General features: G+C 72.5%; 21 protein-coding genes. 11 read left to right on the forward strand and 10 right to left on the reverse strand.

Annotated features, from left to right (window positions below; all coding sequences use genetic code 11):
- Positions 1-6: 6 nt before the first annotated feature.
- Positions 7-177 (forward strand): hypothetical protein, encoded by a 171-nt coding sequence (locus tag ACFYMP_RS08270; RefSeq protein ID WP_388852487.1) that lies wholly within the window; start codon positions 7-9, stop codon positions 175-177.
- Between the two features lie 12 nt (positions 178-189).
- Here the strand turns inward: ACFYMP_RS08270 and ACFYMP_RS08275 are convergent, their stop codons facing one another.
- Both ACFYMP_RS08275 and ACFYMP_RS08280 read right to left on the reverse strand, forming a co-directional pair.
- Entirely contained in the window at positions 190-651 is a 462-nt protein-coding gene (locus ACFYMP_RS08275) for a universal stress protein (RefSeq protein WP_388852490.1), read from the reverse strand.
- Between the two features lie 33 nt (positions 652-684).
- Entirely contained in the window at positions 685-1413 is a 729-nt protein-coding gene (locus ACFYMP_RS08280; RefSeq protein WP_388852493.1) for a class F sortase, read from the reverse strand.
- Between the two features lie 434 nt (positions 1414-1847).
- Here ACFYMP_RS08280 and ACFYMP_RS08285 point away from each other — a divergent pair, with 434 nt between their 5' ends.
- The 3 genes from ACFYMP_RS08285 to ACFYMP_RS08295 all read left to right on the forward strand — a co-directional run bounded on the left by ACFYMP_RS08285 (position 1848) and on the right by ACFYMP_RS08295 (position 5928).
- Entirely contained in the window at positions 1848-2348 is a 501-nt protein-coding gene (locus ACFYMP_RS08285; protein WP_388852495.1) for a hypothetical protein, read from the forward strand.
- 620 nt (positions 2349-2968) lie between these two features.
- The gene (locus tag ACFYMP_RS08290; protein ID WP_388852498.1) at positions 2969-3787 is read left to right on the forward strand and encodes an SAM-dependent methyltransferase; all 819 of its coding nucleotides are present in this window, start codon (positions 2969-2971) and stop codon (positions 3785-3787) included.
- Positions 3784-5928 (forward strand): putative bifunctional diguanylate cyclase/phosphodiesterase, encoded by a 2145-nt coding sequence (locus ACFYMP_RS08295; RefSeq protein ID WP_388852501.1) that lies wholly within the window; start codon positions 3784-3786, stop codon positions 5926-5928. The genes ACFYMP_RS08290 and ACFYMP_RS08295 overlap by 4 nt, the downstream gene beginning before the upstream one ends.
- 45 nt (positions 5929-5973) lie before the next feature.
- On the opposite strand, the gene ACFYMP_RS08300 is transcribed toward ACFYMP_RS08295, so the two are convergent.
- A complete protein-coding gene (locus ACFYMP_RS08300) occupies positions 5974-6912 on the reverse strand; it encodes a LysR family transcriptional regulator (protein ID WP_388852504.1) in 939 nt (312 codons plus the stop codon).
- Between the two features lie 83 nt (positions 6913-6995).
- Between ACFYMP_RS08300 and ACFYMP_RS08305 the strand changes: the two genes are divergently transcribed.
- The 3 genes from ACFYMP_RS08305 to ACFYMP_RS08315 are packed head-to-tail and all read left to right on the forward strand — an operon-like array spanning position 6996 to position 10400.
- Positions 6996-7703, forward strand: coding sequence for a succinate dehydrogenase (locus ACFYMP_RS08305; protein ID WP_388852507.1), 708 nt, complete (start codon positions 6996-6998; stop codon positions 7701-7703).
- 1 nt (position 7704) lies between these two features.
- Entirely contained in the window at positions 7705-9654 is a 1950-nt protein-coding gene (locus ACFYMP_RS08310) for a fumarate reductase/succinate dehydrogenase flavoprotein subunit (protein WP_388852510.1), read from the forward strand.
- On the forward strand, positions 9651-10400 hold the full coding sequence (locus ACFYMP_RS08315) for a succinate dehydrogenase/fumarate reductase iron-sulfur subunit (RefSeq protein ID WP_388852513.1): 750 nt from the start codon (positions 9651-9653) through the stop codon (positions 10398-10400). The genes ACFYMP_RS08310 and ACFYMP_RS08315 overlap by 4 nt, the downstream gene beginning before the upstream one ends.
- 90 nt (positions 10401-10490) lie before the next feature.
- Here ACFYMP_RS08315 and ACFYMP_RS08320 read toward each other — a convergent pair whose 3' ends face one another.
- The 5 genes from ACFYMP_RS08320 to ACFYMP_RS08340 all read right to left on the reverse strand — a co-directional run bounded on the left by ACFYMP_RS08320 (position 10491) and on the right by ACFYMP_RS08340 (position 18946).
- On the reverse strand, positions 10491-11465 hold the full coding sequence (locus tag ACFYMP_RS08320; RefSeq protein WP_388852516.1) for an alpha/beta fold hydrolase: 975 nt from the start codon (positions 11463-11465) through the stop codon (positions 10491-10493).
- A 138-nt stretch (positions 11466-11603) separates the two neighbouring features.
- Complete coding sequence (gene uvrA / locus ACFYMP_RS08325) at positions 11604-14009, reverse strand: excinuclease ABC subunit UvrA (RefSeq protein WP_388852519.1); 2406 nt, start codon at positions 14007-14009, stop codon at positions 11604-11606.
- Between the two features lie 79 nt (positions 14010-14088).
- Positions 14089-16104, reverse strand: coding sequence for a glycosyl hydrolase family 28-related protein (locus tag ACFYMP_RS08330; protein WP_388853279.1), 2016 nt, complete (start codon positions 16102-16104; stop codon positions 14089-14091).
- A gap of 409 nt (positions 16105-16513) precedes the next feature.
- On the reverse strand, positions 16514-17842 hold the full coding sequence (locus tag ACFYMP_RS08335; protein ID WP_388852522.1) for a radical SAM protein: 1329 nt from the start codon (positions 17840-17842) through the stop codon (positions 16514-16516).
- Between the two features lie 63 nt (positions 17843-17905).
- Positions 17906-18946, reverse strand: coding sequence for an LLM class flavin-dependent oxidoreductase (locus ACFYMP_RS08340; protein ID WP_388852525.1), 1041 nt, complete (start codon positions 18944-18946; stop codon positions 17906-17908).
- 231 nt (positions 18947-19177) lie between these two features.
- On the opposite strand from ACFYMP_RS08340, the gene ACFYMP_RS08345 reads away from it, so the two are divergent.
- From ACFYMP_RS08345 to ACFYMP_RS08355, 3 genes are all read left to right on the forward strand, one after another.
- Entirely contained in the window at positions 19178-20014 is an 837-nt protein-coding gene (locus ACFYMP_RS08345; RefSeq protein ID WP_388852528.1) for an NAD(P)H-binding protein, read from the forward strand.
- A gap of 172 nt (positions 20015-20186) precedes the next feature.
- A complete protein-coding gene (locus ACFYMP_RS08350) occupies positions 20187-21011 on the forward strand; it encodes an SAM-dependent methyltransferase (RefSeq protein ID WP_388852531.1) in 825 nt (274 codons plus the stop codon).
- A gap of 209 nt (positions 21012-21220) precedes the next feature.
- Complete coding sequence (locus ACFYMP_RS08355; RefSeq protein WP_388852534.1) at positions 21221-21727, forward strand: hypothetical protein; 507 nt, start codon at positions 21221-21223, stop codon at positions 21725-21727.
- Positions 21728-21759: 32 nt separating this feature from the next.
- Here ACFYMP_RS08355 and ACFYMP_RS08360 read toward each other — a convergent pair whose 3' ends face one another.
- Together ACFYMP_RS08360 and ACFYMP_RS08365 are read right to left on the reverse strand one after the other, a co-directional pair.
- Positions 21760-22140 (reverse strand): hypothetical protein, encoded by a 381-nt coding sequence (locus ACFYMP_RS08360; RefSeq protein WP_388852537.1) that lies wholly within the window; start codon positions 22138-22140, stop codon positions 21760-21762.
- A 126-nt stretch (positions 22141-22266) separates the two neighbouring features.
- Positions 22267-22506, reverse strand: a complete 240-nt coding sequence (locus ACFYMP_RS08365; RefSeq protein WP_363143549.1) for a dodecin — start codon at positions 22504-22506, stop codon at positions 22267-22269.
- A 361-nt stretch (positions 22507-22867) separates the two neighbouring features.
- Here ACFYMP_RS08365 and ACFYMP_RS08370 point away from each other — a divergent pair, with 361 nt between their 5' ends.
- Positions 22868-24142, forward strand: a complete 1275-nt coding sequence (locus ACFYMP_RS08370) for an extracellular solute-binding protein (RefSeq protein WP_388852541.1) — start codon at positions 22868-22870, stop codon at positions 24140-24142.
- Positions 24143-24179: the final 37 nt, after the last annotated feature.

Raw genomic sequence — 24179 nt, forward strand, 5'->3', positions numbered from 1 at the left:
CGGACGGTGCGGAAGGCCGAGTACGTACCGCAGTGGTCCGACACCGGGGCCGCCCGGGTGGTCAACGTGCCCGAGGCGGTCGCGCACGGCAGGGACCTCAGCGCCGTACGCGAGCGGCTGCGCGCGGTCGTCCTCCGCCGGAAGGCCGCCGGAAGCGGTCTGCGGACGGGGCGTTGAGCGCGCGTCCGGTCACGGCACGACGGTGACCGGCCAGCGCCCCGCCTTGACGAGGCGGATCGCGACCGAACCGACGAAGCGGTGCCCGGCCTGCTCCGAGGCGCCCACCACGACGGCGTCCGCCTGGAGTTCGTCGGCCGCCGTCACGAGCCCCGTATAGGGGTCGCCCCGGAAGGTGTGGAACTCCCACCGCACGTCGAAGATGTCCTTGACCTGCTCCGTCGACCGCTTGATGTCGGCGACCAGGCTGCTGGCGATCTCGTCGGTGGTGTCGGCCACCGGAGCGCCCATCGTGGCGCCCGCCGACAGCACCGGCTTGACGTACACGAGGACGAGCAGGGCCCGCTGCCTACGGGCCAGACCCCCCGCGTACGCGGCCGCGCGCATCGAGGAGGCCGAGCCGTCGACCCCCACGAGGATCACTTTCGGGCCGTCGGTGCCGCGTTCGAACTGATGTGGCTGCTGTTCGGTCACGCAGAGAGATTAGTGGGTGGGCGGGCGGAGCGATCACCCGCTTCCCCCCGGTGAGGGAAGCGGAGCCCGGCCACCCCCCTTCCGGGGCGTCGGTGGTGCTCCTGGTGCGGCCGGCCGGCGGATCGCGACCTCGCGGGCGAAGACCACGACGTTCCCCTCGTAGCCCGAGCCCCTGCGGTACCGCCCGCCGCACGTGATGACCCGCAGCTCCGGCCCGCCGGTGGGCCCGTACACCCGCTCGCCGGGGAAGCTCTCCTTCGAGAAGACCTCGACGCCGTACACCTCGAACACGGCGGTCCCCCCGTCCGCCCGCTCCACCTCCACCCGGTGCCCCTTGCGCAGGGCCCCGAGGCCGTAGAACACGGCGGGGCCGCGGTCGTTGTCGACGTGCCCGACGATCACCGCGGCGCCCCGCTGACCGGGCGAGACGCCCCCAGTGAACCAGCCCGCCAGGTTCGGGTCGGCGGGCGGCGGGGCCGCGACCCAGCCCTCCCGGTCCAGGCCCACCGGGCGCACCGGCGCGTCCACCGATATCGCCGGTATCCGCACCCGGCGCGGGACGGAGAAGCCCAGCACCCGCCCGGCGGCGGGAGCGGGGGAGCGGCCCGTGGCCGCCGCCGCGGAGGAGGCGGGCTGCGGCGGACCGCTCGTGACCTCGCCGCAGCCGTGGCGCATCAGGGCGAGTCCGGTCAGCAGGACGAGCGCGACGAGCCCCCACGGCGCCGCCCGGCGCCATGGATTCCCCGCGCCGGAAGTGCTCATCCGTCCTCCTCGTCCCTCCTCGTCGGCCTCGGCACACCGCTGTCGGGGCGCCGTCCCCGCGGGGCCCTGTCCGCCCCACCGGCACGTCGCCGCCCCTGTTGCCAGCACGCTAGGCGCGCCCCCTCGGGGCGGCGACAGCGCGACGGCGAACGGGTGGGCCCACCCCGCGGGCGGGAGCCCCCCCCGCCACCGGGGCCGTCGCGGCGGCCGACCGCAGTGCCTGCGCCGTCCGGGTACGACCGGCGCAACCCCCGCGCCCGCGTGTGACCTGGGGCGATGATCCTCCCTTCGCGGATCTCACGGCCGGTCAGGTCCACCGGACGGGGGTACCCCGACATGCGGCGGCCCCGCCACCGGCCGAAGGTCGGTCACGGAGGCGCTCGCACCGTCGAACCGGGACCGGACCCCGGGGCGCCCTCCGGGAGGGCACCCTCATGCGCACCACCCCAGCCCTGGCCGCCGGTCTCGCCGCCGTGGCTCTCGCTCTCGCCGCCCCCGCCGCGTGGTCCGCGCGGGCAGGATCGGCCGAGGTCGTCGTCGCCCCCGCGGCCGTGGCGCGCGGGACCGGCCTGACCGTGGCGGTACGGGGAGCCGACTGCGCCGAGGGCACCGTCGAGTCGCCCGCCTTCGCCCGTACCCCGCTGCACCGCGCCGAGGACGGGGACACCGTCCGGGCCGGTGCCGTCGTCGAGCGTTCGGTCGCCCCCGGCCGCTACGACGTCACCGTGCGCTGCGGCGGGCTGCGGCTGACCCGGTCCTCGGCCCTCACCGTCTTCCACGGCGGGGTACGCGGCGGAAGCGGAGGCTCGGGCGAACAGGCCGCCCATGACGCGGACATGCTGGTCGGCGGCGGACTGGTCGCCGCGGCGGTGATCGGCGGCGGACTGCTCTGGCTGCGCGGCCGCGCCGAGGAGAGGGACCGGCCGGACGCCTGACCGGCCCCGCCCCCGTACCGCGGCCCGGGGCCCGTGGCGCTCGGGACGCGGCGTCCTCCCTCGTCCACCGCCGCGTGAGCCGGTAGGCGGCCCCGAGGCCGCCCGCGACCAGGGCCGCGCCTCGCCGCACGCCCCCAGCCGGACATCACCCCGTAGGCCGCCCCGGCCCCGCCGCGCGGTCGGCCTGCCGCGGTGGCCTCCTCTCCGGGCGGCACCACGACCGAGTCGAAGACGCCCGAACCCACCTCGGCGTCCCGCTCGCGGCCCACCGCCGACAGCCGCACCCCTCCGCCCGAGAACCCCGCGCCGGGGAGGGAGGCCGCGCCGCCGGTCCACACGCCCCGGAGTGAGCTGCCAAGTGTGCGACCCATAGGCCGAGTTCGCGGGCAGGCACGTTTCGCCCCCGGGCCGGCACCCCGTATTGTGCGGGGCGGACGCGAGGGCGCGGCGGACGGGCCGCATTGCGGACAAGTCGCAGGTGATGGGCCAGAACGGACGGTCATTTTCCGTTTTTCCTCGCCCTTCTGGCGGTTGATCAGTAGCCTCTGCGCGGAGCCCTCGGCTCCCTCCGCCCGCACCGCACCGCGTCCGCACCCGTGCCGCAACGACTTGGAGCATCGATGGAGCGTCCCGCCTGGGCCCCTCAGGGAATCGACATATCGGTCCCGAGCGTGTCCCGCATCTACGACTACTACCTGGGCGGTTCGCACAACTTCGAGGTCGACCGCGAGGCCGCCCGCAAGGCCATGGAGCACCTCCCGGGGCTCCCCAAGATCATGCAGGCGAATCGTGCCTTCATGCGCCGGGCGGTACGGTACGCGGCGGCCGAGGGCGTCACGCAGTTCCTCGACATCGGCTCCGGCATCCCCACCTTCGGCAGCGTCCACGAGGTCGCCAGGTCGGTGGCCCCCGACTCCCGGGTCGTCTACGTCGACCACGACCCCGTCGCCGTCGCGCACAGCGAGGCGGTGCTCGCCGGGGACGAACGCTCCGCGGTGATCTCCGCGGATCTGCGCAAGCCGCAGGAGATCCTGGCCGCGCCCGCGCTGCGGAACCTGCTCGACCTCGACCAGCCCGTCGCCCTGCTCCTCGTCGCGGTCCTGCACTTCCTCGACGACGAGGAGCAGCCGCAGGCCGCCGTCGCCGAACTGCTCTCCGCCCTCGCCCCCGGCAGCCTCCTGATCCTCACCCACGCCGCGTACGAGGGCATCCCGCGCTCCCGGGAGGACGCGGGCAACGCCGTGGACGTCTACCGGAACATCCGCAACCCGCTGATCATGCGCGACCCCGGGCAGATCGCCGCCTTCTTCGCCGGCTGCGAGCTGGTCGAACCCGGGCTCGTGCAGATGCCCGAGTGGCGGCCGGAGGGCGGGCGGGTGAGCGAGAACGAGGACCCGTACGCGTACTCCGGTTTCGCGGGCGTGGGGCGTACGGCGTGAACGAGGCGGTGGACGACCCCGACAGCAGAGTGGAGCGGTTCGCGACGATATGGAGCCGGACCCTGTTCCCGCTCACCGCGACCTCCCTGACCCGCGCCGAGTTCGAGGCGCTGCTGAGCCCCCTGGCCCACCGGCTGCGCGACGCCCTGCACGCCAGGGTCTTCGACGCGGCCGAGGCCCGGTCGATCGGCGCGGCGCTCGTCCAGGCGCACTGCACCGACCCCGAGGCGCTCAGCCGCACGCTCGACGTCGTGGACGCCTACCTCGTGCTGTACTGCGGCGTCGACGGACGGCAGGAGGAGCTGACCGCCCGCGCCGCCCGCCTCCAGCACGCCCTGGCGGCCGGGTTCGCCGGGGCGCTGCGCGAGCGCACGCTCAGTGAGCAGGAGGCGATATCCCGGGCCGCGCTCGCCGCCCGCGCCGCCGTCGAGCAGGCCCTGCACGTGAGCGAGGCGCGTTTCCGCGCGGTGTTCGAGGGCGCCGCCATCGGCATCTCGATCGCCTCGATGGACGGCACCATCCTGGAGGTCAACGACGCTCTGGTGGCGATGTTCGGCGGGGTGGGACGGCTGCGTGGCCGCAACGTACGCGACTGGGGCCACCCCGACGACCCGCCGACCGTATGGCGGCTCTACGAGGAGCTGACGGGCGCGGACCGCGAGTACTTCCGCGCCGAGAAGCCCTTCTACCGGCACGACGGCACGGTCCTGTGGACCAACCTCACCGTGTCCCTGCTGCGCGACGCGAACGGCGTGCCCAACTACCAGCTCGCGCTCTTCGAGGACACCACGGAACGCCGGCTGCTCAACCTGCGGCTGCGCTACGAGGCGACCCACGACGCCCTGACCGGTCTGCCCAACCGCACGCTGTTCTCCGAGCGCCTGGAGAAGGCGCTGACGGCCGGGGAGGGCCAGCGCTTCGGCCTGTGCTACCTCGACCTCGACGGCTTCAAGACGGTCAACGACAGCCTCGGTCACGCGGCGGGCGACCGGCTGCTGGTCGAGGTCGCCGACCGGCTCCAGTCCTGCGCGACGGCGCCCGGCGAGATCGTCGCCCGGCTCGGCGGCGACGAGTTCGTGGCCCTGACCACCGGCCCCCGGGCCCATGTCGAGGTGCACGAACTCGCCGGCCGGATCATGAACGCGCTGGCCGGCCCGGTCCGGGTGGACGGCAGGGAACTGACCGCGCGCGGCAGCATCGGCATCGTCGAGGGCCCGGCGGCGGGGGAGCGCGGGGCGGCGGAGGTGCTGCGCAGCGCCGACATCACGATGTACCGGGCCAAGGCGGCGGGCGGCAACCGCTACGAGGTAGCCGACGCCGACGCGGACGCCCGCGCGATCACCCGGCACGGCCTGACCACCGCGCTGCCCGCCGCCCTCGAACGCGGCGAGTTCTTCATCGAGTACCAGCCCCTCGTCCACCTCGGGGACGGCACCGTGCGCGGGGCCGAGGCCCTGGTGCGCTGGTCGCATCCCCAGCACGGCATCCTCGGCCCGGACCGTTTCATCACCCTCGCCGAGCACACCGGCCTCATCGTGCCGCTCGGCCGCTGGGTCCTCGACGAGTCGGCCCGCCAGGCCCGGCAGTGGCAGGAGGCGCACGGCGCGGGGCTGGACCCGGTGCCGCTGCGCGTCAACGTGAACCTCTCGCCCTGCCAGCTCCAGCACCCCCGGCTGGTCGCCGACACCGTCGAGATACTGGAGCGCACCGGGCTGGAACCGGGAGCGCTGTGCCTGGAGGTCACCGAGTCCGCGCTGATCGGCGCCGACGACGACCTCCTCAAGCCCCTGCACCGGCTCGCGGAGATGGGCGTGGACATCGCCCTGGACGACTTCGGCACCGGCTACTCCAACCTCGCGAACCTGCGCCGCCTGCCGGTCAGCGTCCTGAAGCTGGACCGTTCCTTCACCCAGGGCATGCAGCACTACCCCGCCGACCCGGTCGACCTCAAGATCGTCGAGGGCATCGTCGCCCTCGCCCACAGCCTGGACCTCGCGGTGACGGTCGAGGGCGTGGAGACCGGCGCCCAGGCCGACCAGCTGCGCGAACTGGGCTGCGACACGGCCCAGGGCTGGTACTACGCGCGGCCGGGCCCGGCGGAGCGGGTGCGCGAACTGGCCCTGGTCGACGCGGCCGGCTGAGCGGACAGGCCGGGGCCGCCCGCGGGAGCGACCGCCCCCGCGGTCTCAGCCCCGCTTCTTCGCCGGACTCTCCTCGCCCGCGACCCGCGCCGCCTCCCGCACCAGGATCTCCTGCAGCTCGCGGGCGGCCCTGGGCGGCGCGACGTCGCTGCGGTGCGCGAGGGCGATCGTGCGGCGCATCCCCGGGGAGGCCAGCGGGGTCACCCGCAGACCGGCCCCGGGGCGCTCGGCGACCATCCTCGGGACGACGGCCGCCCCGAGCCCGGCCCGTACGAAGCCGAGCACCGCGTCCATCTCGCCGCCCTCCACCGCGAAGACCGGCTCGAAGCCCTCGGCGCGGCACGCCGCGACGGTGAGCTCCCGCAGGTCGTAGCCGTGCCGGAACATCACGAGCCGCTCCTCGCGCAGGTCCCGGATGCGCACGCGCCGGCCGCGCCCCGAACCGTGGCCGGGGGCCGGCCGCACCAGCGAGGAGACCACCACCAGATCCTCGTGCAGCAGCTCGACGGTCTCCAGAGCCGGTGAGGCGGTCGGCAGCGGCAGCACCACCAGGGCGAGGTCCAGGGCGCCGCGCGCCAGCTCCCGCACGAGGTCGTGGGAGCCGCCCTCCTCGATCAGGAGCTGGATGCCCGGATAACGATCGTGATACGTCCGCAGGACGTCCGGCAGTAGTCCGGTGCACAGGCTCGGGGTCGCGCCGAGCCGCACCCGCCCCCTGCGCAGCTGTGCGATTTCTCCCACCTCGTGGTGGGCCGTCTCGGCGTCCTCCAGAATGCGTCTGGCCAGCGGGAGGAGGGCCTCACCGGCGTCGGTGAGGGTGATGTTCCCCCGCGCGCGGGAGAACAGTTCCGCGCCCAACTCCCTCTCCAGGGACTTGATCTGCTGGGACAGAGAGGGCTGGGCGACATGCACGATCTCGGCGGCGCGGGTGAAGTGCCGGGTCTCGGCGACGGCCACGAAATACTGGAGCTGCTGGAACTGCATACAGCCACGATAGGCCAGGGCTATGGAAATCAGGCTCGCGATCTCTTGGACCTCTTGGGCCGTTCGGCCCTACCTTGCTTGACATGGCTCTGGCACCAGGGACGGACCGACGGCCGTCCATGACGCGAACGATCTGGGACTCCTCCGTCGGCAAGAAGACCGTGATGGCCGTTTCCGGCATCATCATGCTGCTCTATCTGGTTGTCCACATGTTCGGCAACCTCAAGATCTTCTTCGGGCCCGGCACCTTCGACGACTACGCGCACTGGCTGCGCACCATCGGCGAACCGTTCATGCACTACGAGTGGACGCTCTGGGTCATCCGCGTCGTCCTGGTGGTCGCCGTCGTCGCCCACGCGGTCTCGGCCTACCAGCTCAGCCGCCGCGACCAGAGGGCCCGGCCGACCAAGTACGTCCACAAGCGGGGCCGTGCCTCCTACGCGACCCACACGATGCGCTACGGCGGCATCGTGCTGGCGCTGTTCATCGTCTGGCACATCCTCGACCTGACGACCGGTACCGTGCACAGCGGCGGCTTCCAGGAGGGCCACCCGTACGCGAACGTGGTGGACACCTTCTCCACTTGGTACGGCAACCTCATCTACATCGTCGCGATGCTCGCCGTGGGCCTGCACGTCCAGCACGGTTTCTGGAGCGCCGCCCAGACCCTCGGGGTGGGCAGCAGGCGCAGGGACCTCACGCTCAAGACCGTCGCGAACGTCCTCGCCGTCGTGATCACACTCGGCTTCATCGCCGTCCCGGTCGGCGTCATGACCGGATTGGTTGACTGACATGACTGACTACACGCGCTACTCCACCGGGGAGCCGGTCGTCGACGAGAAGGCCCCCAAGGGCCCGGTCGCCGAACGCTGGGACACCCGCCGCTTCGAGGCGAAGCTGGTCAACCCGGCCAACCGCCGCAAGCACCGGGTCATCGTGGTGGGCACCGGCCTGGCCGGCGGTTCGGCCGGAGCCACCCTCGCCGAGCAGGGCTACCACGTCATCCAGTTCTGCTTCCAGGACTCCCCGCGCCGCGCCCACTCGGTCGCCGCGCAGGGCGGGATCAACGCCGCGAAGAACTACCGCAACGACGGCGACTCGGTCCACCGCCTGTTCTACGACACGGTCAAGGGCGGAGACTTCCGCGCCCGCGAGTCCAACGTGCACCGGCTCGCCCAGATCTCCGTCGAGATCATCGACCAGTGCGTCGCGCAGGGCGTGCCCTTCGCCCGCGAGTACGGCGGCCTGCTCGACAACCGCTCCTTCGGCGGCGTCCAGGTCTCCCGTACCTTCTACGCCCGTGGTCAGACGGGCCAGCAGCTCCTGCTCGGCGCCTACCAGGCGCTGTCCCGGCAGGTCGCGGCCGGCAGCGTCGAACTGCACGCGCGCACCGAGATGCTCGACCTGATCATCGTCGACGGCAAGGCGCGCGGCATCGTGGCCCGCGACCTGATCACCGGCAAGATCGACACGTACTTCGCGGACGCCGTCGTCCTCGCCTCCGGCGGCTACGGCAACGTCTTCTACCTGTCGACCAACGCCATGAACTCCAACGCCACGGCGATCTGGCGCGCCCACCGCAAGGGCGCGTACTTCGCGAACCCCTGCTTCACGCAGATCCACCCGACCTGCATCCCGCGCACCGGCGACCACCAGTCCAAGCTCACGCTGATGAGTGAGTCGCTGCGCAACGACGGCCGGATCTGGGTCCCCAAGGCCAAGGGCGACACCCGACCGCCCAACGAGATCCCCGAGGACGAGCGCGACTACTACCTGGAGCGCATCTACCCGTCCTTCGGCAACCTCGTGCCCCGTGACATCGCTTCCCGCGCCGCGAAGAACGTGTGCGACGAGGGACGCGGCGTCGGCCCCGGCGGCCAGGGCGTGTACCTCGACTTCGCCGAGGCCATCGAGCGCATGGGCCGCAAGACCGTCGAGGCCAAGTACGGCAACCTCTTCGACATGTACCAGCGGATCACCGACGAGGACCCGTACAAGGTCCCGATGCGGATCTACCCGGCTGTGCACTACACGATGGGCGGGCTGTGGGTCGACTACGACCTCCAGACCACCGTCCCGGGCCTGTTCGCGATCGGCGAGGCCAACTTCTCCGACCACGGAGCCAACCGCCTGGGCGCCTCCGCGCTCATGCAGGGCCTCGCGGACGGCTACTTCGTGCTGCCGTCCACGATCAACGACTACCTCGCCAGGAACCCCCACAAGGACGAGGTCGACGCGAGCCACCCGGCGGCCACCGAGGCCGTCCGCGAGACGCAGGAGCGCCTCACGCGGCTGCTCGCCGTCGACGGCGACCGCACCCCCGACTCCTTCCACCGCGAGATCGGTGAACTCATGTGGGAGTACTGCGGGATGGCCCGCACGGAGGAGGGGCTGCGCAAGGCTCTGCGGCGCATCCCCGAGATCCGCGAGGAGTTCTGGAAGCGCATCAAGGTGCCCGGCACCGGCGACGAGTTCAACCAGTCGCTGGAGCGCGCCAACCGGGTCGTCGACTACCTGGAACTGGCCGAGCTGATGTGCCTCGACGCGCTGCACCGCGCCGAGTCCTGCGGCGGCCACTTCCGCGAGGAGTCGCAGACCCCGGACGGCGAGGCCGCCCGCAGGGACGAGGAGTTCTCCTACGCCGCCGCCTGGGAGTTCACCGGCACCGGCGACGCCCCCGTCCTGCACAAGGAAGATCTGGTCTTCGAGTACGTCCACCCCACTCAGCGGAGCTACGCATGAAGCTCACCCTGCGCGTCTGGCGCCAGAAGAACGCCGACGCCCCAGGAGCCATGGCCACCTACGAGGTGGACGACATCTCGCAGGACATGTCGTTCCTGGAGATGCTCGACACCCTCAACGAGGAACTCACCCTCAAGGGCGAGGACCCGGTCGCCTTCGACCACGACTGCCGCGAGGGCATCTGCGGTGCCTGCTCGCTCGTGATCAACGGCGACGCCCACGGGCCGGAGCGCACCACCACGTGCCAGCTCCACATGCGGTCCTTCAAGGACGGCGACACGATCGACATCGAGCCGTGGCGGGCCTCCGCCTTCCCGGTCATCAAGGACCTCGCGGTCGACCGCGCGGCCTTCGACCGGATCATCCAGGCCGGCGGCTACATCTCCGCGGCCACCGGTACCGCCCCGGAGGCGCACTCCACCCCGGTGCCCAAGCCGGACGCGGACTACGCCTTCGAGCACGCCGAGTGCATCGGCTGCGGCGCCTGCGTCGCGGCCTGCCCCAACGGCTCCGCCATGCTCTTCACCTCGGCGAAGATCAACCACCTCAACGTCCTCCCGCAGGGCGCCCCGGAGCGCGAGAGCCGCGTGCTGGACATGGTGGGCCAGATGGACGCGGAGGGCTTCGGCGGCTGCACCCTGGCCGGCGAGTGCGCCACCGCCTGCCCGAAGGGCATCCCGCTCTTCTCGATCACCAGCATGAACAAGGAATGGCTGCGCGCCACCCGCAAGGCCGGAAAGCGCTGAACCCGGCCCGAGCGACCCGCCCGCCCCGGGCGTCCTCCCCGTACTGACGGCGGGGGGACCGCCCGGGGCGGGCGCCGCGCGCGGGCGGGCTCAGCGCTCCACGTGCCGCTCCAGCCACTCCAGCAGCAGCGCGTTGAACTCCTCGGGCCGCTCCTGCTGCACCCAGTGCCCGCAGTCGTCCAGCAGGTGACTGCCGGACAGGCCCGGGAGCGTCCGCGGATACGCCTCGATCGCGGCCGAGAGCCAGCCCGTGGACGCCTCGTCCTTCCCGGCCACGAACAGCGAGGGCTGCCGCAGCGGCTCACCCGTCCAGGCCGCGAGGTCCGCCCAGTCCCGGTCCACGTTGCGGTAGCGGTTCAGCGGTCCCGCGAACCCGGAACGCTCGAACTCCGCGGCGTACACGTCGAGGTCCGCCTCGCTCAGCCACGCGGGCGGCGGACCGTCCGGGAAACGCCCCGACATCCGCTCCCCGCGCGGGATGAAGAAGGGACCGGAGCCCACCTGCACGGCGCCGCCCGACAGCGCCCCGTAGACACCGGCCAGCCAGCCGCGCACGTCCGGCTCGATCTCGGCCTCCGCGCGCCCCGGCCGCTGGAAGTACTCGACGTAGAACTCCTCGTCCCCGCCGATCCGCGCGAAGGTCTCCGAGGGCCGCGGGCCGCCCGGCGGGGTGTACGGCACGCTCAGCAGGGCGACGGCCGTGAACACGTCGGGCCGCAGCAGCGCCGAGTGGGCGGCGATGGGAGAGCCCCAGTCGTGCCCGACCACCGTCGCCGTCCGCTCCCCGAGCGCCCGCACCACCGCGACGTTGTCCGCGACATGGGCGAGCATCCGGTACTCCTCCACCGCCGTCGGCTTCGAGGACCTGCCGTACCCGCGTACGTCGATCGCGACCGCCCGGTAACCGGCCCGCGCGAGCACGGGGATCTGGTGGCGCCACGAGTACCAGGACTCGGGAAAGCCGTGCACGAGAAGGACGAGCGGACCGCTGCCCTGCTCGACGAGGTGGACGCGGCCACCTCCGGGAACGTCCACGAGGCGGTGGACGGGAGCGGGAGCGGTCATGGGTACCTCCGGAGGGCGTACGGACTGTTCGGTCCCAGCATGGTGACATCCGAGGCCACCCCCAAGATCCCTTGCCGGACCGGCAAGGGCACCTCGCAGATGCGGACCGCGTACGGGCGGGGGCCTCGCACCTGCGGATCACGCCCCCAGAGCGCGCCGCAGATATCGGGCCGTGGCACTCACCCGGGAGGCGGCCACCTGCTCGGGGCGGCCCTCGGCGACGATCCGGCCGCCCCGGTCGCCCCCGCCGGGCCCCAGGTCGAGCACCCAGTCCGCGCCCGCCACGACCGCCATGTCGTGCTCCACGACGACCACCGTGTCGCCCGCGTCCACCAGGCCGTGCAACTGGCCGCTCAGCACCTCCACGTCGGCCGGGTGCAGCCCCGTGGTCGGCTCGTCCAGGACGTACAGGGTGTGCCCGCGTCGCACGCGTTGCAGCTCGGTGGCGAGCTTGATGCGCTGGGCCTCGCCGCCCGACAGCTCGGTGGCCGGCTGTCCGAGCCGCAGATAGCCGAGCCCCACGTCGAGCAGGGTCCGCAGGCTGCGCTCGACCCCCTCCACCCCGGCGAAGAACCCGGCCGCCGCCTCCACCGTCAGGTCCAGCACCCGCGCGATGTTCCTGCCCCGGTACTCCACCTCCAGGGTCGGCGGGTTGTACCGCGCCCCGTGGCAGTCCGGACAGGGCGCGTAGGTGCTGGGCAGGAACAACAGCTCGACCGAGACGAAGCCCTCGCCCTGGCAGGTCTCGCACCGCCCGCCCCGGACGTTGAAGGAGAAGCGCCCCACCCCGTACCCGCGCTCCCGGGCGGCCGGGGTCCCCGCGAACACCTTGCGCACCGTGTCGAACAGCCCCGTGTAGGTCGCCAGGTTGGAGCGCGGGGTGCGCCCGATGGGCCGCTGGTCCACCCGCACCACCCGGTGCACCGCCTCCGCCCCGCTCAGCCCCGCGTACGCGGGGTGCGGCGCCCGCTCCTGCCCCTCCACCGGCCGGGTCAGGGCGCCCGCGAGGACCTCGCCGACCAGTGTGGACTTGCCCGAGCCGGAGACCCCGGTCACCGCCGTGAACACGCCGAGCGGGAAACGCGCGTCCAGACCGTCCAGGTTGTGGCGGCGCACCCCGGTCAGCTCGACCCAGCCGGAGGGCTCCCGCAACGGCCGGGAGCGCGGGGCGGGGGCCCCGAACAGGAACCGCCGGGTCGCGGACTCCTCGACCGTCCGCAGCCCGTCCACCGGACCGCTGTGCAGCACCCGCCCGCCGTGCTCGCCCGCGAGCGGGCCGACGTCCACCAGCCAGTCCGCGCGCCGTACGACCTCCAGCTGGTGCTCGACCACGAACACCGAGTTCCCCGACTCCTTGAGCCCGTGCAACACGTCGAGCAGCGCCTCCGTGTCCGCCGGGTGCAGGCCCGCCGAGGGCTCGTCCAGGACGTAGACCACCCCGAAGAGCCCCGCCCGCAACTGGCTCGCCAGCCGCAGCCGCTGCAACTCCCCGGCCGAGAGGGTGGGCGTCGGGCGGTCCAGGGACAGATAGCCCAGGCCCAGCTCCACGATCGTGTCGATCCTCGGCAGCAGGTCCTCGACCAGCACCCGAGCCGTCTGCCCGCCGCCCGCCGCGCGCAACAGCCGCGCCAGTTCCGCCACCGGCAGCGCGACGACCTCGGCGACCGTCCGCCCCGCGAAGGTCACCGCCATCGCCTCCGGCCGCAGCCGGCTGCCGTGGCACACCGGGCAGGGGGTGCTCTCCAGGTACCGCGCGGCCTTCGCCCGCAGCGCCTCGCTCTTGGAGTCCGCGAAGGTCTTCAGCACGTACCGCCGGGCGCTCATGTAGGTGCCCTGGTACGGCCGCTGGATACGTCCGGCCTCGCGCACCGGCTCGACGGTGACGGTGGGCTGCTCCTCGGTGAACAGGATCCACTCGCGGTCGGCCGGGTCCAGCTCGCGCCACGGCCGGTCCACGTCGTAGCCGAGCGCGTTCAGCACGTCCCGCAGGTTCTTGCCCTGCCAGGCACCGGGCCAGGCCGCGATCGCGCCCTCCCGGACGCTCAGCGAGGGATCGGGCACCATCAGCTTCTCCGTCGTGCGGTGCACCCGTCCGAGTCCGTGGCACTCGGGGCAGGCGCCCACCGCCGTGTTCGGCGAGAAGGAGTCCGAGTCCAGCCGCTCCGCTCCGGGCGGGTAGTCACCCGCCCGCGAGAACAGCATCCGCAGCAGGTTCGACAGCGTCGTGACCGTGCCCACCGAGGAACGCGAGCCGGGCGCCGAGCGCCGCTGCTGGAGGGAGACGGCCGGCGGCAGCCCGCTGATCTCCCCGACCTTCGGCGCTCCCACCTGATGGATCAGCCGCCGCGCGTACGGGGCGACGGACTCGAAGTACCGCCGCTGGGCCTCGGCGTAGATCGTCCCGAAGGCGAGCGAGGACTTCCCCGATCCCGAGACCCCGGTGAAGACGGCGAGGACGTCCCGGGGCACGTCCACGTCGACGTCGCGCAGGTTGTTCTCGCGGGCGCCGCGGACGCGGACGTACGGGTCATGAGCGCTGTCCATGGGGAAATCCTACGGAGGAGCGCCGCTCCCGCGCGGCAGGGAGGCCGGCCGGACGGGAGCGGCGCCGCTCAGCCGAAGCTCACCAGGGCGCGGGCGCCGGCGGCTCCACGACCTGCGGCCGGTCCTCGCAGGTGATCGTGTTCGGCAGCTCCCACGGCGCGAGCCAGTCGCCCTTCGCGCCGCCCCCGTCGTTGCCGCCGAGGTCCCGCACCGTGAACTCGGAGCCGCTCGCGGGGAAGTTGAAGGAGCCGCAGTTGTTGACGCCGACCGCACCGACGTTGCGCGCGTCGACGTTCTCGAAGGAGGCCGAGCCGGCCACCCGGGCGCTGAGCACCGAGGTGCCCGTGCCGTCCACCCGGACGTCCTTGAAGTGGACCCCCTTGACCGACCAGAGGTCCTTCACCGGCCAGTCGGCGACCATCATGATCGCGTTGTAGGTGCTGTCGAGGTAGTGGTCCCCGGTGACCCGGATATCGGCGTCGATGTCCTTCTCCAGCGCGTAGAACCACAGGGCGCCGAGCCCGATCTTCCAGTTCAGCTCGTAGGTGCCCGCCCGTACGGTGGTGTTGTCCCGCAGGTGCAGGTAGCCGCCGAACTTCTCGGCGCCGAAGCGGGAGCCGATGTGCAGGGCGCTGCCCTCGCGGACCGGGTCGGCGATCAGGTTGTCGCTGACCGTGTTGTCACTGCCGCCGTAGACCGCGATGCCGTTGGCCAGGACCGGGGTCTGCACCGTGTTGTGCGAAAGGGTGTTGCGGGCGTCCTCCCGCTTCTCGGACCACATCGCGAGCGCGTCGTCCCCCGAGTTGCGCACGAAGTTGTCCGTGACGAGCGAGTCGCTCACGCCGGTGTGGAAGTTGAGGCCGTCGGCGATCTGGTCGACGATCACGTTCCGGGCGACCCGCAGGTTGCGCATCGGCCCGTCGAACCACAGCCCGACCTTGGTGTGCCGGATGTGCAGGTCCTCGACGCTCGAATCGCTCATCGCGCCGCCGACGCCGTTGACCTGATCGGTGTCGACGCGTTCACGCACATCGCCCTCGATCGCGAAGCCGGACAGGTGCACGTTGTGGCTGCCGCCCTCGGCCGCGTCCTTGCCGTAGAAACCGACACCGGTGTGCACCGATCCGTCCGGGGCCGGCTTGTCGAGGGCTGTCTGGCGGCCCTTGACGGTGGTGTACCAGCTCCCGGCGCCCTCGATCGTCACGTCGTCCACGACGATGTGCCGGTTGACCTGATACGTGCCCGGGGGGAGGTAGACCTTGAGGTGGGCCCGCCGCGCGAAGGCGATGGCCTTGTCGATCGCGCCCGCGGAATCGCGCCGTCCCGTGGGATCGGCTCCGAAGGCCAGCACGTTCGCCGACACGGGGGCCAGGTGCGGCAGGCCGATCTTCTCGGAGTCCAGCAGGTCGATCACCGTCCACGCGGCGCGGCTCGCGGCCGGGACGGTCAGCCGGACCTTCTCCCCGGCCCGGTAGGTGCGGCCGAGCCTGAGCCGCTGCTCGTCGTAGAAGTGACTCGGGCGGAAGGGCTTGCTGATGGCGGGCGCCGGGCTCGTCGAGGCCGGTACGCAGTCGCACTCGGTGATCCACCAGTCGGGGTGGAGCAGGTCCGCCTTCGGGTCGTTGGAGAAGGGGTACTGGTTGTAGAGCCAGGAGTACTGCGAGGTGAGCGTCATCGTGGCGCGTTTCGCGCCGCCCACGGACACGTCCAGCGGGGCGGTGATGCCGCCGCCGTCCGGGGCGTCCGGGATGCTGTAGCGCACGGTGATCGCGTTCGCCGCCTTCGGCAGGGTGAACTCGACGTGCTCTCCCGGCGTCAGCCGCACGGCCGAGCGGCCCGAGGCCTCCGAGGGCAGCGTGTAGGCGGTGCGGTCCGGTCCGATGACCCGGCCGTTCGTGGTGGCGTTCTCCGCCTCCTGCTCGGCGAAGCCGACGCGCGCGCCGCGCCCCTCGACCAGGGCGGGGTCGAGACCGGCCCGGGTCACCGAGGGGGCCTTCCCCGCGGCGGCGCCGCCGCTCGCGGACCCGGGGGCGGCCAAGGCGGGCGAGGTGCTCAGCAGTCCGGTGGCCAGCACGGCGCCGAGGGCGGCGAACAGGGTGGCGGATCTGCCCGGCCGCCGGCCCGCCCTGCGGGGCGGAGCGGTCGGATCGGGTCTGCCGGGCGGGGCGGACGCAGGGGGCCGGGTCGTCACGGGCACGTTCCTCTCGACATCACGGGGCACGGGGGAGCGGTCGCGTGCGGGTGGGGGCGTGCGCGTGGGGAACGAACGGTCGCCGGGAAGCTCCGGACACATTAAGGACCGCGTGGACGGGGTTCCACAAGGCCCGTGCGAGCGCTTTTCTCTCCGTTGTTGAACACCTGCGTGCGGATGTCGTTTTCTTGCGGTGACTTGCGGCGACTTGCGAGGGCGTGAGGCGGGGGCCGGATACGCGAAACCCCCGTCCTCCCGCGACGGCGCGAGGGGACGGGGGCCTTGGACCCGGGTGGGCGCGGGTCGCGCCGGCTCAGACGACGGTCGGCGCCACCGCGTCGTCCGGGGCCAGGCTGTCCATGAAGGAGCTGACCGAGAACACGGCGTTGCCCGCTCCGGGCGGGCCGTAGCCGGGAGGAGAGGACAGACCGAACTCCTCCATCGTCGCGCGGTACGCCTGGAGCAGCCGGATGTGGTACTCCAGCGGCGCGCCCTGCGGGTTGGCCTTGCCCAGCGGCGTGGTCGGCTCCGGGCACCACGTCGTGAAGCGCGGGGTGATGCCGTGCGACATGAAGAACCGCAGGCCCTCGGTGGTCGAGGCGATGGCCTCGTCGACCGTCGTGAAACCGAAGGGCTCGGCCATCTCGACGCCCGCGACGAAGTTGGGGATCACGTTGCGCGCCCCGAACACCTCCGTCGAGTCGAGGATGCGCTTGTGCCACTCGTCGCGGCCGACGTAGCGCTCCTTGCCGGGGCAGTACAGCTCGAACAGCCGCTGGTCCCACACCTCGAAGTTGGGGTGGTAGATCTGCACCCCGTAGTCCTTGAACCGCTGCACGTCCGGCTTGGGCAGCGCCTGCGCGACGACCTTGCCGATCCACCGGCCGGGGAAGCGCTCCTCGATGGCCTTCGCGTAGTGCCCGTAGAAATCGGCCTCGTCGCGGCCCGCGACCTTCGAGGTGATCGCCCCGCCGGTCAGCGTGTACGCGGTGGACGTCTTCGCGGTGTCGTAGCGGTCGATGATCTCCAGCGCCTCAAGGACCTCCTCGACGTCCTTGACCCCGGTGTAGGGCCGCCCGGCCGCCTTGTGCTGGCGCCAGTTGTGGTTGATGTCGCAGTACTGGCACTCCTCCTTGGCCCCGAAGTACTGGCACACCCGGAACACCGTCAGGTAGATCAGGTAGCCCCACTGGATCGTCGGCGCCACCTCCATGACCGACTTCCCGTTCGCGAGCTTGTGCCGGTAGTACTCCGGCATGGGCGGCACCCCGACGTCGGCGATCCGCTTCCCGTCCAGGAACAGGGCGAGCATGCCGTCCTCGTCGGCGGCCACCCGGTAGGGGGAGGACGGGTTCACGCGCACCGACACCACCGTGCGGCGCAGGTCGTAGGGCCCGCCGGTCAGGACGATCTCCTCGGGCGGCCGGCGCAGCGCGGCCTCGCCCAGCTCCGGCAGCGTCCCGTGGTCGAAGGAGAAGATGAAGTACGACTTCGGTTTGACCTCACCGGACTCGTTGTCGCTCAGCGCGGACTTGTCGAAGGCGATCCCGCCCCGCAACAGGTCCTCCTTGAACACGGCTTCCCTTGGCACCCCGGGAAACCGCTCCAGCAGGTCCTCCACCAGTGCCGTACGGCTGCTCATGCCTTCTCCTCACTCTCCCCCGACCGTTCCCCCGACCACCGTAATCCCCGCCGCTCACGCTCCTCACCGCGCCTGCCCGCCCGCGCCGTCCTGATGTCCGGCCAGGCCCGCCACCCGCGCGAGCCGGCGGTAGGAGCCGGTCAGCGCCTCCCGGTCGTAGGTGCTGGTCGTCACGAGGTACTCGTCGGCTCCGGAGCGCTCCAGCAGCTTCTCCAGCCGGGCGGCCACCTCCTCCTCGGTCCCGCTGACGTGTCCCCGCAGCGCCTCCTCGAAGAGGGCACGCTCGCGGCCTCCCATCGGCATCCGCGCGATCTCCTCGGCCGGGACCAGCGCCGGGAAGACGCCCCGGGTGCGGGAGTACGCCGTGGACCACGCCTCGGACAGCAGCATGCGGCGCGCCTCGGCCCCCGTGGCGGCGACCGCGACCGTCCCGGACAGCATCACGTACGGGCTTGCCGAGAGGCCCGAGGGGCGGAAGGCGGACCGGTACTCCTCGACGGTGCGCAGCAGCGCCTCCTCACCCCGCACGGCGGCGATCACCAGCGGCAGGCCCGCCTCGGCGGCCGTCCGCGCGCCCCGGCCGGTGGCGAGTACGAAGGCCGGGACCCGCAAGCCCTCCGCGGGCCGCGCGTGGACCTGCGGATAGGCGTCCTGGGAGCCGTCGAACCAGCCGAGGAGCTCCCTGAGCTGCCCGGCGAAGTCCCGCGCGTCCTCCTTGTCGTGACCCAGCGCCCGCCGGATGCCGTCGGTGAAGCCCACGGAGCGGCCGAGCCCCATGTCGATCCGGCCAGGGAACAGCGACTCCAGGACCCCGAACTGCTCGGCGACCACGAGCGGCCGGTGGTTGGGGAGCATGACGCCGCCGGTGCCCACCCTGATCCGCGAGGTGGCCGAGGCGACGGCGGCGGCCAGCACCGCCGGGGCCGAACCGGCGACCCCGGGGACGCCGTGGTGCTCCGACACCCAGAACCGGTGGTAGCCCAGCTCCTCGGCGAGCCGGGCGAGGGCGACCGTGTCGCGCAGCGCCTCGGGGCCGCTGTGCCCCTGCCGGACGCGGGAGCGGTCGAGGACGGAGAATCTGGTGGTGGCGATCGCAGAACTCACACCGTGGTCAACGTGTGCGGCCACGGGGGATTCCCGCCGGCCCACAGGCCCCGTCGCCGGGCGAGTCCCGGGCCCGACCGGAGCGGACCGGGACCCGCCCAGCGCGGTGGCCGAAATCCGCCCCTCGCCGTCCTGCCGGGGAATGCCCCGGCGGCCCGCTTTCTTGGCACGGACACGCGTACGCGATCACCCGCGCGCGCTTTCGTCCGTACCTACGGCAGGGGGCAGGTCGTGACCTTTCTGGTGACCGGAGCACGAGGACAGGTGGGCCGCGCCGTGGCGCGGGCGCTGCTCGACGAGGGCCGGCCCGTGCGCGTGGCGAGCAGCGGCCCTCAGAGCGCCCTCCCCGGTCTCACGGCGCAGACCGTCCCCTTCGACCAGCGCGATCCGGCCGTGCTGGCCGCCGCCCTCGACGGGGTGCGCGGGGTCTTCCTGTACGCCCGGCCCGAGGGCATCGACACCTTCACCCGCGTCGCCCGCGACGCGGGGGTCGAGCACGTGGTGCTGCTCTCCTCACTCGCCGTCCTGGCCCAGGGGGCACAGGACAGCACCATCGCCCGCTCGCACCGCGCCGTGGAGGAGGCGCTGACCTCCTCCGGTCTCGCCACGACCCTCGTGCGGCCCGGGGCGTTCGCGAGCAACACCCTCCAGTGGAGCGAGGCGATCCGTGCGACACGGCGGGTGGACCTCGCCTATCCGGACGCCCACACCGAGCCGGTCCACGAGCGCGACATGGCCGAGGTGTCGGTGCGCGCGCTCCTCGACCCCGCGCACCGAGGAACCGTCCCGCACCTCACCGGCCCCGAGTCGCTCACCCAGGCGCGGCAGGTGGAGCTGATCGCCGAGGCGATCGGCAGCCCGGTCACGGTGCGCGAGGTGAGCCCCGAGGAGTACCGGGAACGGCTCGCGGCGCACCTGCCCGGCCCGGTGGCCGACGCGGTGCTGCGCGGACAGGCCGCCCGCGTCGGCCACCCCGGGCCGACGTACGACGGGGTGCGGGAGGTGCTCGGCCGGCCGGCCGCCGACTTCGCCCAGTGGGCGCTCGACCACGCCGACGACTTCCGGTGACCGGCGCGGACCACCCGGTCCGCGCCGGTCACCGCCCCGGAGACCGCCTCGTCAGCGCGAGAAGCGCCCGAGGCGATGGCCGCGCCGAACTCCGCCCCGCGTCACGGCACATGGGCAGTACGATCACCGCAGGCCGCGCGGACCGCGCGCCCGGCACCCCGAGGAGACCGCCATGTCCGAGCAGCCGTTGCCGCCCTCCGTGCGCGACCGGATCAACACCACGCAGGCGCACACGGCGCGCATCTGGAACTACTGGCTGGGCGGCAAGGACAACTACGAGGTCGATCAGGCGCTGGGGGACCAGATCCGGTCCCTGCACCCCGGGATCGGGGACTACGCGGTCGCCGACCGGCGCTTCCTCGGCCGGGTCGTCCGCCACCTCGTCCAGGACCTGGGCATACGGCAGTTCCTCGACATCGGCACCGGCCTGCCCTCGGCCGACAACACGCACGAGGTGGCGCAGCGTCTGGCGCCCGAGTCCCGGATCGTCTACGTGGACAACGACCCGCTCGTCCTCGCGCACGCCCGCGCCCTGCTGGTCGGCACCCCGCAGGGGCGCACCGACTACCTGGACGCCGACCTGAGGGACGTCGACCACATCCTCGAACAGGCCGCCAAGACGCTGGACTTCGACCAGCCGATCGGGCTGATCCTGCTGGGCGTGGTGATCTTCCTCGGTGAGGACGAGACGGCGTACGGCACCGTGCGCAAGCTGCTGGACGCGCTGCCCGCGGGCAGCCACCTTGTCCTGTCGCACACGGTAAGGAAGCCCGACATGCCCGACGTCGACGAGGCCGTCGCCTTCTGGAACGCCAACGGCACCCCGAAGCTCACCCAGCGCACCCCGGAGGGCATCGCCCGGTTCTTCGACGGCCTCGAACTGCTGGAGCCCGGCGTCGTCTCGTGCAACCACTGGCGCCCCGAGGACCCGGCCGAGGCCGCCGCGCCCGAGGTCGCCATGTTCGGCGGCGTGGCCCGCCTCACCGGCGGGGAATGAGGCGCCGGGGCCGTAGGGCCTTTTGGGCTTGTCCGGCCATTCCCGTCCGCCGCGCGACGCCGTGCGCGCACCCCCGGGGTGCCGGACGCTGAACCGAGTACGTCCCGTACGAGGGTCTGCGCCCGGCACCCCGTGAGCACGCGCCTGACGCCGCGCGGCCGCCCTCCGGGCGACGACGGGAATCGTCGGACAGGCCCTAGGCTCACGGTGTGCACAACGCCAAGGAAGCGAAGGGGTCCCGGCCACCACTGGCCCTCTTCGACCTCGACAACACCCTGTCCGACGCGGCCCATCGCCAGCACTTCCTGGAGGGGCCGCGCCGGGACTGGGACGGTTTCTTCGACGCGGCCGGCCAGGACCCGCCGCTCGCCGAAGGGGTCGCCCTGGCCCTGCGGACCGCGAAGGACTGCGCGGTCGGCTATCTCACCGGGCGTCCCGAGCGCTGCCGCGCCGACACCCTCGACTGGCTCACCGCCCACGGCCTGCCCGCCGGACCGCTGTGGATGCGGCAGAACCAGGACCGCAGGCCGGCCCGCCGCACGAAGCTGGAACGGCTGCGGGCGCTGAGCCGCGAACGGGAGATCGTGCTGCTGGTCGACGACGACGAACTGGTCTGTCTCGAAGCGCGGAACGCGGGCTTCCGGGTCGTCCGCGCCGACTGGGCGCAGCCCTCGGCGCCCCTGCGCCGGGCCCAGGAACACGAGGGCCGCACCTGAGGCGCCCCGCTCGCGCGGGGTGCGACCGCCCGTCAGGCGAACCGCGCGCGCAGCGGGGCGAGGTCCCCGGCGGTCAACTCCGGTACGACGAAGGCCCGTGCGCGGACCAGGGAGAGGAACGCGGCGGGCAGCGCCACGTGGTAGCGCCCCACGTAGTAGGCGAGGTCCGCGCGCCAGGTCCAGGTGCCGTCGGTCAGGAGCGTGGCGCCGCCGGGCAGGACAGGCCCGGCCGGGTCCACGGCGTCACGCTCGCTCTCCCGGGCGGCCCGCACCGTCACGCCCGACCGCAGATAGTGCAGTATCTCCGCCTCGTCCGAGGGGCCCGTCGAGCGGGTGAAGTCCCGTATCGGACCGCAGCGTCCCACCCCCTCGGGCGCGGACAACTCGTCGAAGAAGCCCACCGTTCGCGACACCAGTTCCCTCCCCCCGGCGGCCGGATTCGCACGACGTCACCCGCGGGCCGCCCGCCCGTGGCCGGCCGGCCCCACGGGGCGGGCCGGCCGGGTGCGGTGGGCGGCGCGGCGGGCGGCACCGGTCCCTCAGGTGTGCGCGTCGCCGCTGTCGGAGGTGCCCTCCTCCAGCCGGAAGCCGACCTTGAGCCCGACCTGATAGTGCTCGACCTCGCCGTTCTCGATGTGCCCGCGCACCTGCGTGACCTCGAACCAGTCGAGGTTGCGGATGGTCTCCGCGGCGCGCGCGATGCCCTTGCGGATGGCGTCGTCCACGCCCTGGGTGGAGGTGCCGTAGATCTCGGTGACCCGGTAGACGTTCTCGGTCATGGAACCGTGCTCCTCGTTGTCAGAAGATGGCCGGAGATATGCAGAATCCATACGGCGGCCGGCGAAGGACGTCGCACCACCGGGCTGCACGGGGCAACCGTCCCGCTCGTTCCCCCTCCACGGTGCCGCACTCCCGCCGGGTGCGCGAGACGGAGCCGTCCACGGCTGCCACGCGGACCTCCGCCCCGGGTGGCAGCACCCTCCGTGGACCGCCCGACACCTTTTCGTAGCCCTCTCGTGTCACACATGTACCTTGACGGCCTCTTTGGTCCATACCAGACTTCGAGCACACCCGTGCGATTCGCTCGCGTCCCCCACGTCGGGTCAGCCCTGCCCTGTCCGCAGACAGAAAGCCACCCACGTGAATCAGCGCCGCCTCCTGGCTGTCGTCGTCCTGCTCGCCTCCAGCGCCTCGCTCTCGGCCTGCGGCGTACTGCCGGGCTCAGGTGAGGACCGCAAGACCGTGACGGTGTGGCTCATGAAGGACAGCGCCTCCTCGGCCTTCCTCAAGCGCTTCACCAGCGCGTTCGAGAAGGAGCACAGCGATCTGCGACTCAAGATCGAGATCCAGTCGTGGACCGGGATCGGCGACAAGGTCACCAAGGTGCTCAAGGGCGGCGACGACGTCGACGTCCCCGACGTCATCGAGGTCGGCAACACCCAGGTCGCGCAGTACGTGGACCAGGGCGGCCTGTACGACCTCACGCTGGAGTCGATGCGCGACCTCGGCATGGAGGACTGGATACCCGGCCTCGCCGAGCCCGGCCAGTTCAACGGCTCCCAGTACGGCATCCCGTGGTACGCCGCCAACCGTGTCGTGATCTACAACAAGGAACTCTTCCAGTCGGCCGGCATCAAGACGACGCCGAAGACCCGCGAGGAGTGGCTGCACGACACCGAACTGCTCAACCGCGACGGCCACCAGGGCATCTACCTCGCGGGCCAGGACTGGTACACGCTCTCCGGGTTCATCTGGGACGAGGGCGGCGACATCGCCAAGGGCTCGGGGGGTCTGTGGAAGGGCAGTCTCGACACGCCGCAGGCGCTCGCCGGGATGGCCTTCTACGAGCAGCTCCAGGCCCTGGGCAAGGGGCCCAAGGACGCCGACGAGGAGAACCCGCCGCAGACCGGGGTCTTCGCGAGCGGCGATGTCGGGCAGATCGTGGCCGTGCCCGGCTCGGCCGCCGTCATCACCGAGAAGAACCCCGAGCTGAAGGACAAGATCGGCTTCTTCCCGGTCCCCGGCAAGACCTCCGCCAAGCCCGGGTCCGTCTTCACCGGCGGCTCCGCCCTCGTCGTCACCCAGCGCTCCGGGAACCACGAGGCGGCGCTCGACGTCGTCTCCGCGCTGGCCGGCGAGAAGTGGCAGACCGACCTCGCCCGCACCATGAACTACGTGCCCAACAAGACCTCCCTGGCCGGCGCCGTGGTCGGCGAGCCCGGCGTGGGCGCGATGGCCAAGGGCGCGGAACAGGGCCACTCGGCGCCCGCCTCCCCGCGCTGGGCCGCGGTGGAGGCCAACAACCCCATCAAGACCTACATGACCCAGGTCCTCACCGGAACCGACCCCCAGAAGGCGGCCCGCGAGGCCTCCGAGAAGATCACGAAGGCGCTCGACACGAGCCGGGCGGAGTGAGGCGGACGGCGGCGGCTCGCCGGGCGAGCCGCCGCCC

Source organism: Streptomyces sp. NPDC007088, from assembly GCF_042869355.1.
Lineage (GTDB): Bacteria > Actinomycetota > Actinomycetes > Streptomycetales > Streptomycetaceae > Streptomyces.

Excerpts from the sequence above, each read along its gene's own strand:
- ACFYMP_RS08315 (WP_388852513.1), top strand. The coding sequence starts at position 9,651 with ATGAAGCTCACCCTGCGCGTCTGGCGCCAGAAGAACGCCGACGCCCCA.
- ACFYMP_RS08285 (WP_388852495.1), top strand. The coding sequence starts at position 1,848 with ATGCGCACCACCCCAGCCCTGGCCGCCGGTCTCGCCGCCGTGGCTCTC.
- ACFYMP_RS08335 (WP_388852522.1), bottom strand. The coding sequence starts at position 17,842 with ATGAGCAGCCGTACGGCACTGGTGGAGGACCTGCTGGAGCGGTTTCCC.
- ACFYMP_RS08300 (WP_388852504.1), bottom strand. The coding sequence starts at position 6,912 with ATGCAGTTCCAGCAGCTCCAGTATTTCGTGGCCGTCGCCGAGACCCGG.
- ACFYMP_RS08320 (WP_388852516.1), bottom strand. The coding sequence starts at position 11,465 with ATGACCGCTCCCGCTCCCGTCCACCGCCTCGTGGACGTTCCCGGAGGT.
- ACFYMP_RS08350 (WP_388852531.1), top strand. The coding sequence starts at position 20,187 with ATGTCCGAGCAGCCGTTGCCGCCCTCCGTGCGCGACCGGATCAACACC.
- ACFYMP_RS08290 (WP_388852498.1), top strand. The coding sequence starts at position 2,969 with ATGGAGCGTCCCGCCTGGGCCCCTCAGGGAATCGACATATCGGTCCCG.
- ACFYMP_RS08305 (WP_388852507.1), top strand. The coding sequence starts at position 6,996 with ATGGCTCTGGCACCAGGGACGGACCGACGGCCGTCCATGACGCGAACG.
- ACFYMP_RS08280 (WP_388852493.1), bottom strand. The coding sequence starts at position 1,413 with ATGAGCACTTCCGGCGCGGGGAATCCATGGCGCCGGGCGGCGCCGTGG.
- uvrA (WP_388852519.1), bottom strand. The coding sequence starts at position 14,009 with ATGGACAGCGCTCATGACCCGTACGTCCGCGTCCGCGGCGCCCGCGAG.
- ACFYMP_RS08365 (WP_363143549.1), bottom strand. The coding sequence starts at position 22,506 with ATGACCGAGAACGTCTACCGGGTCACCGAGATCTACGGCACCTCCACC.
- ACFYMP_RS08310 (WP_388852510.1), top strand. The coding sequence starts at position 7,705 with ATGACTGACTACACGCGCTACTCCACCGGGGAGCCGGTCGTCGACGAG.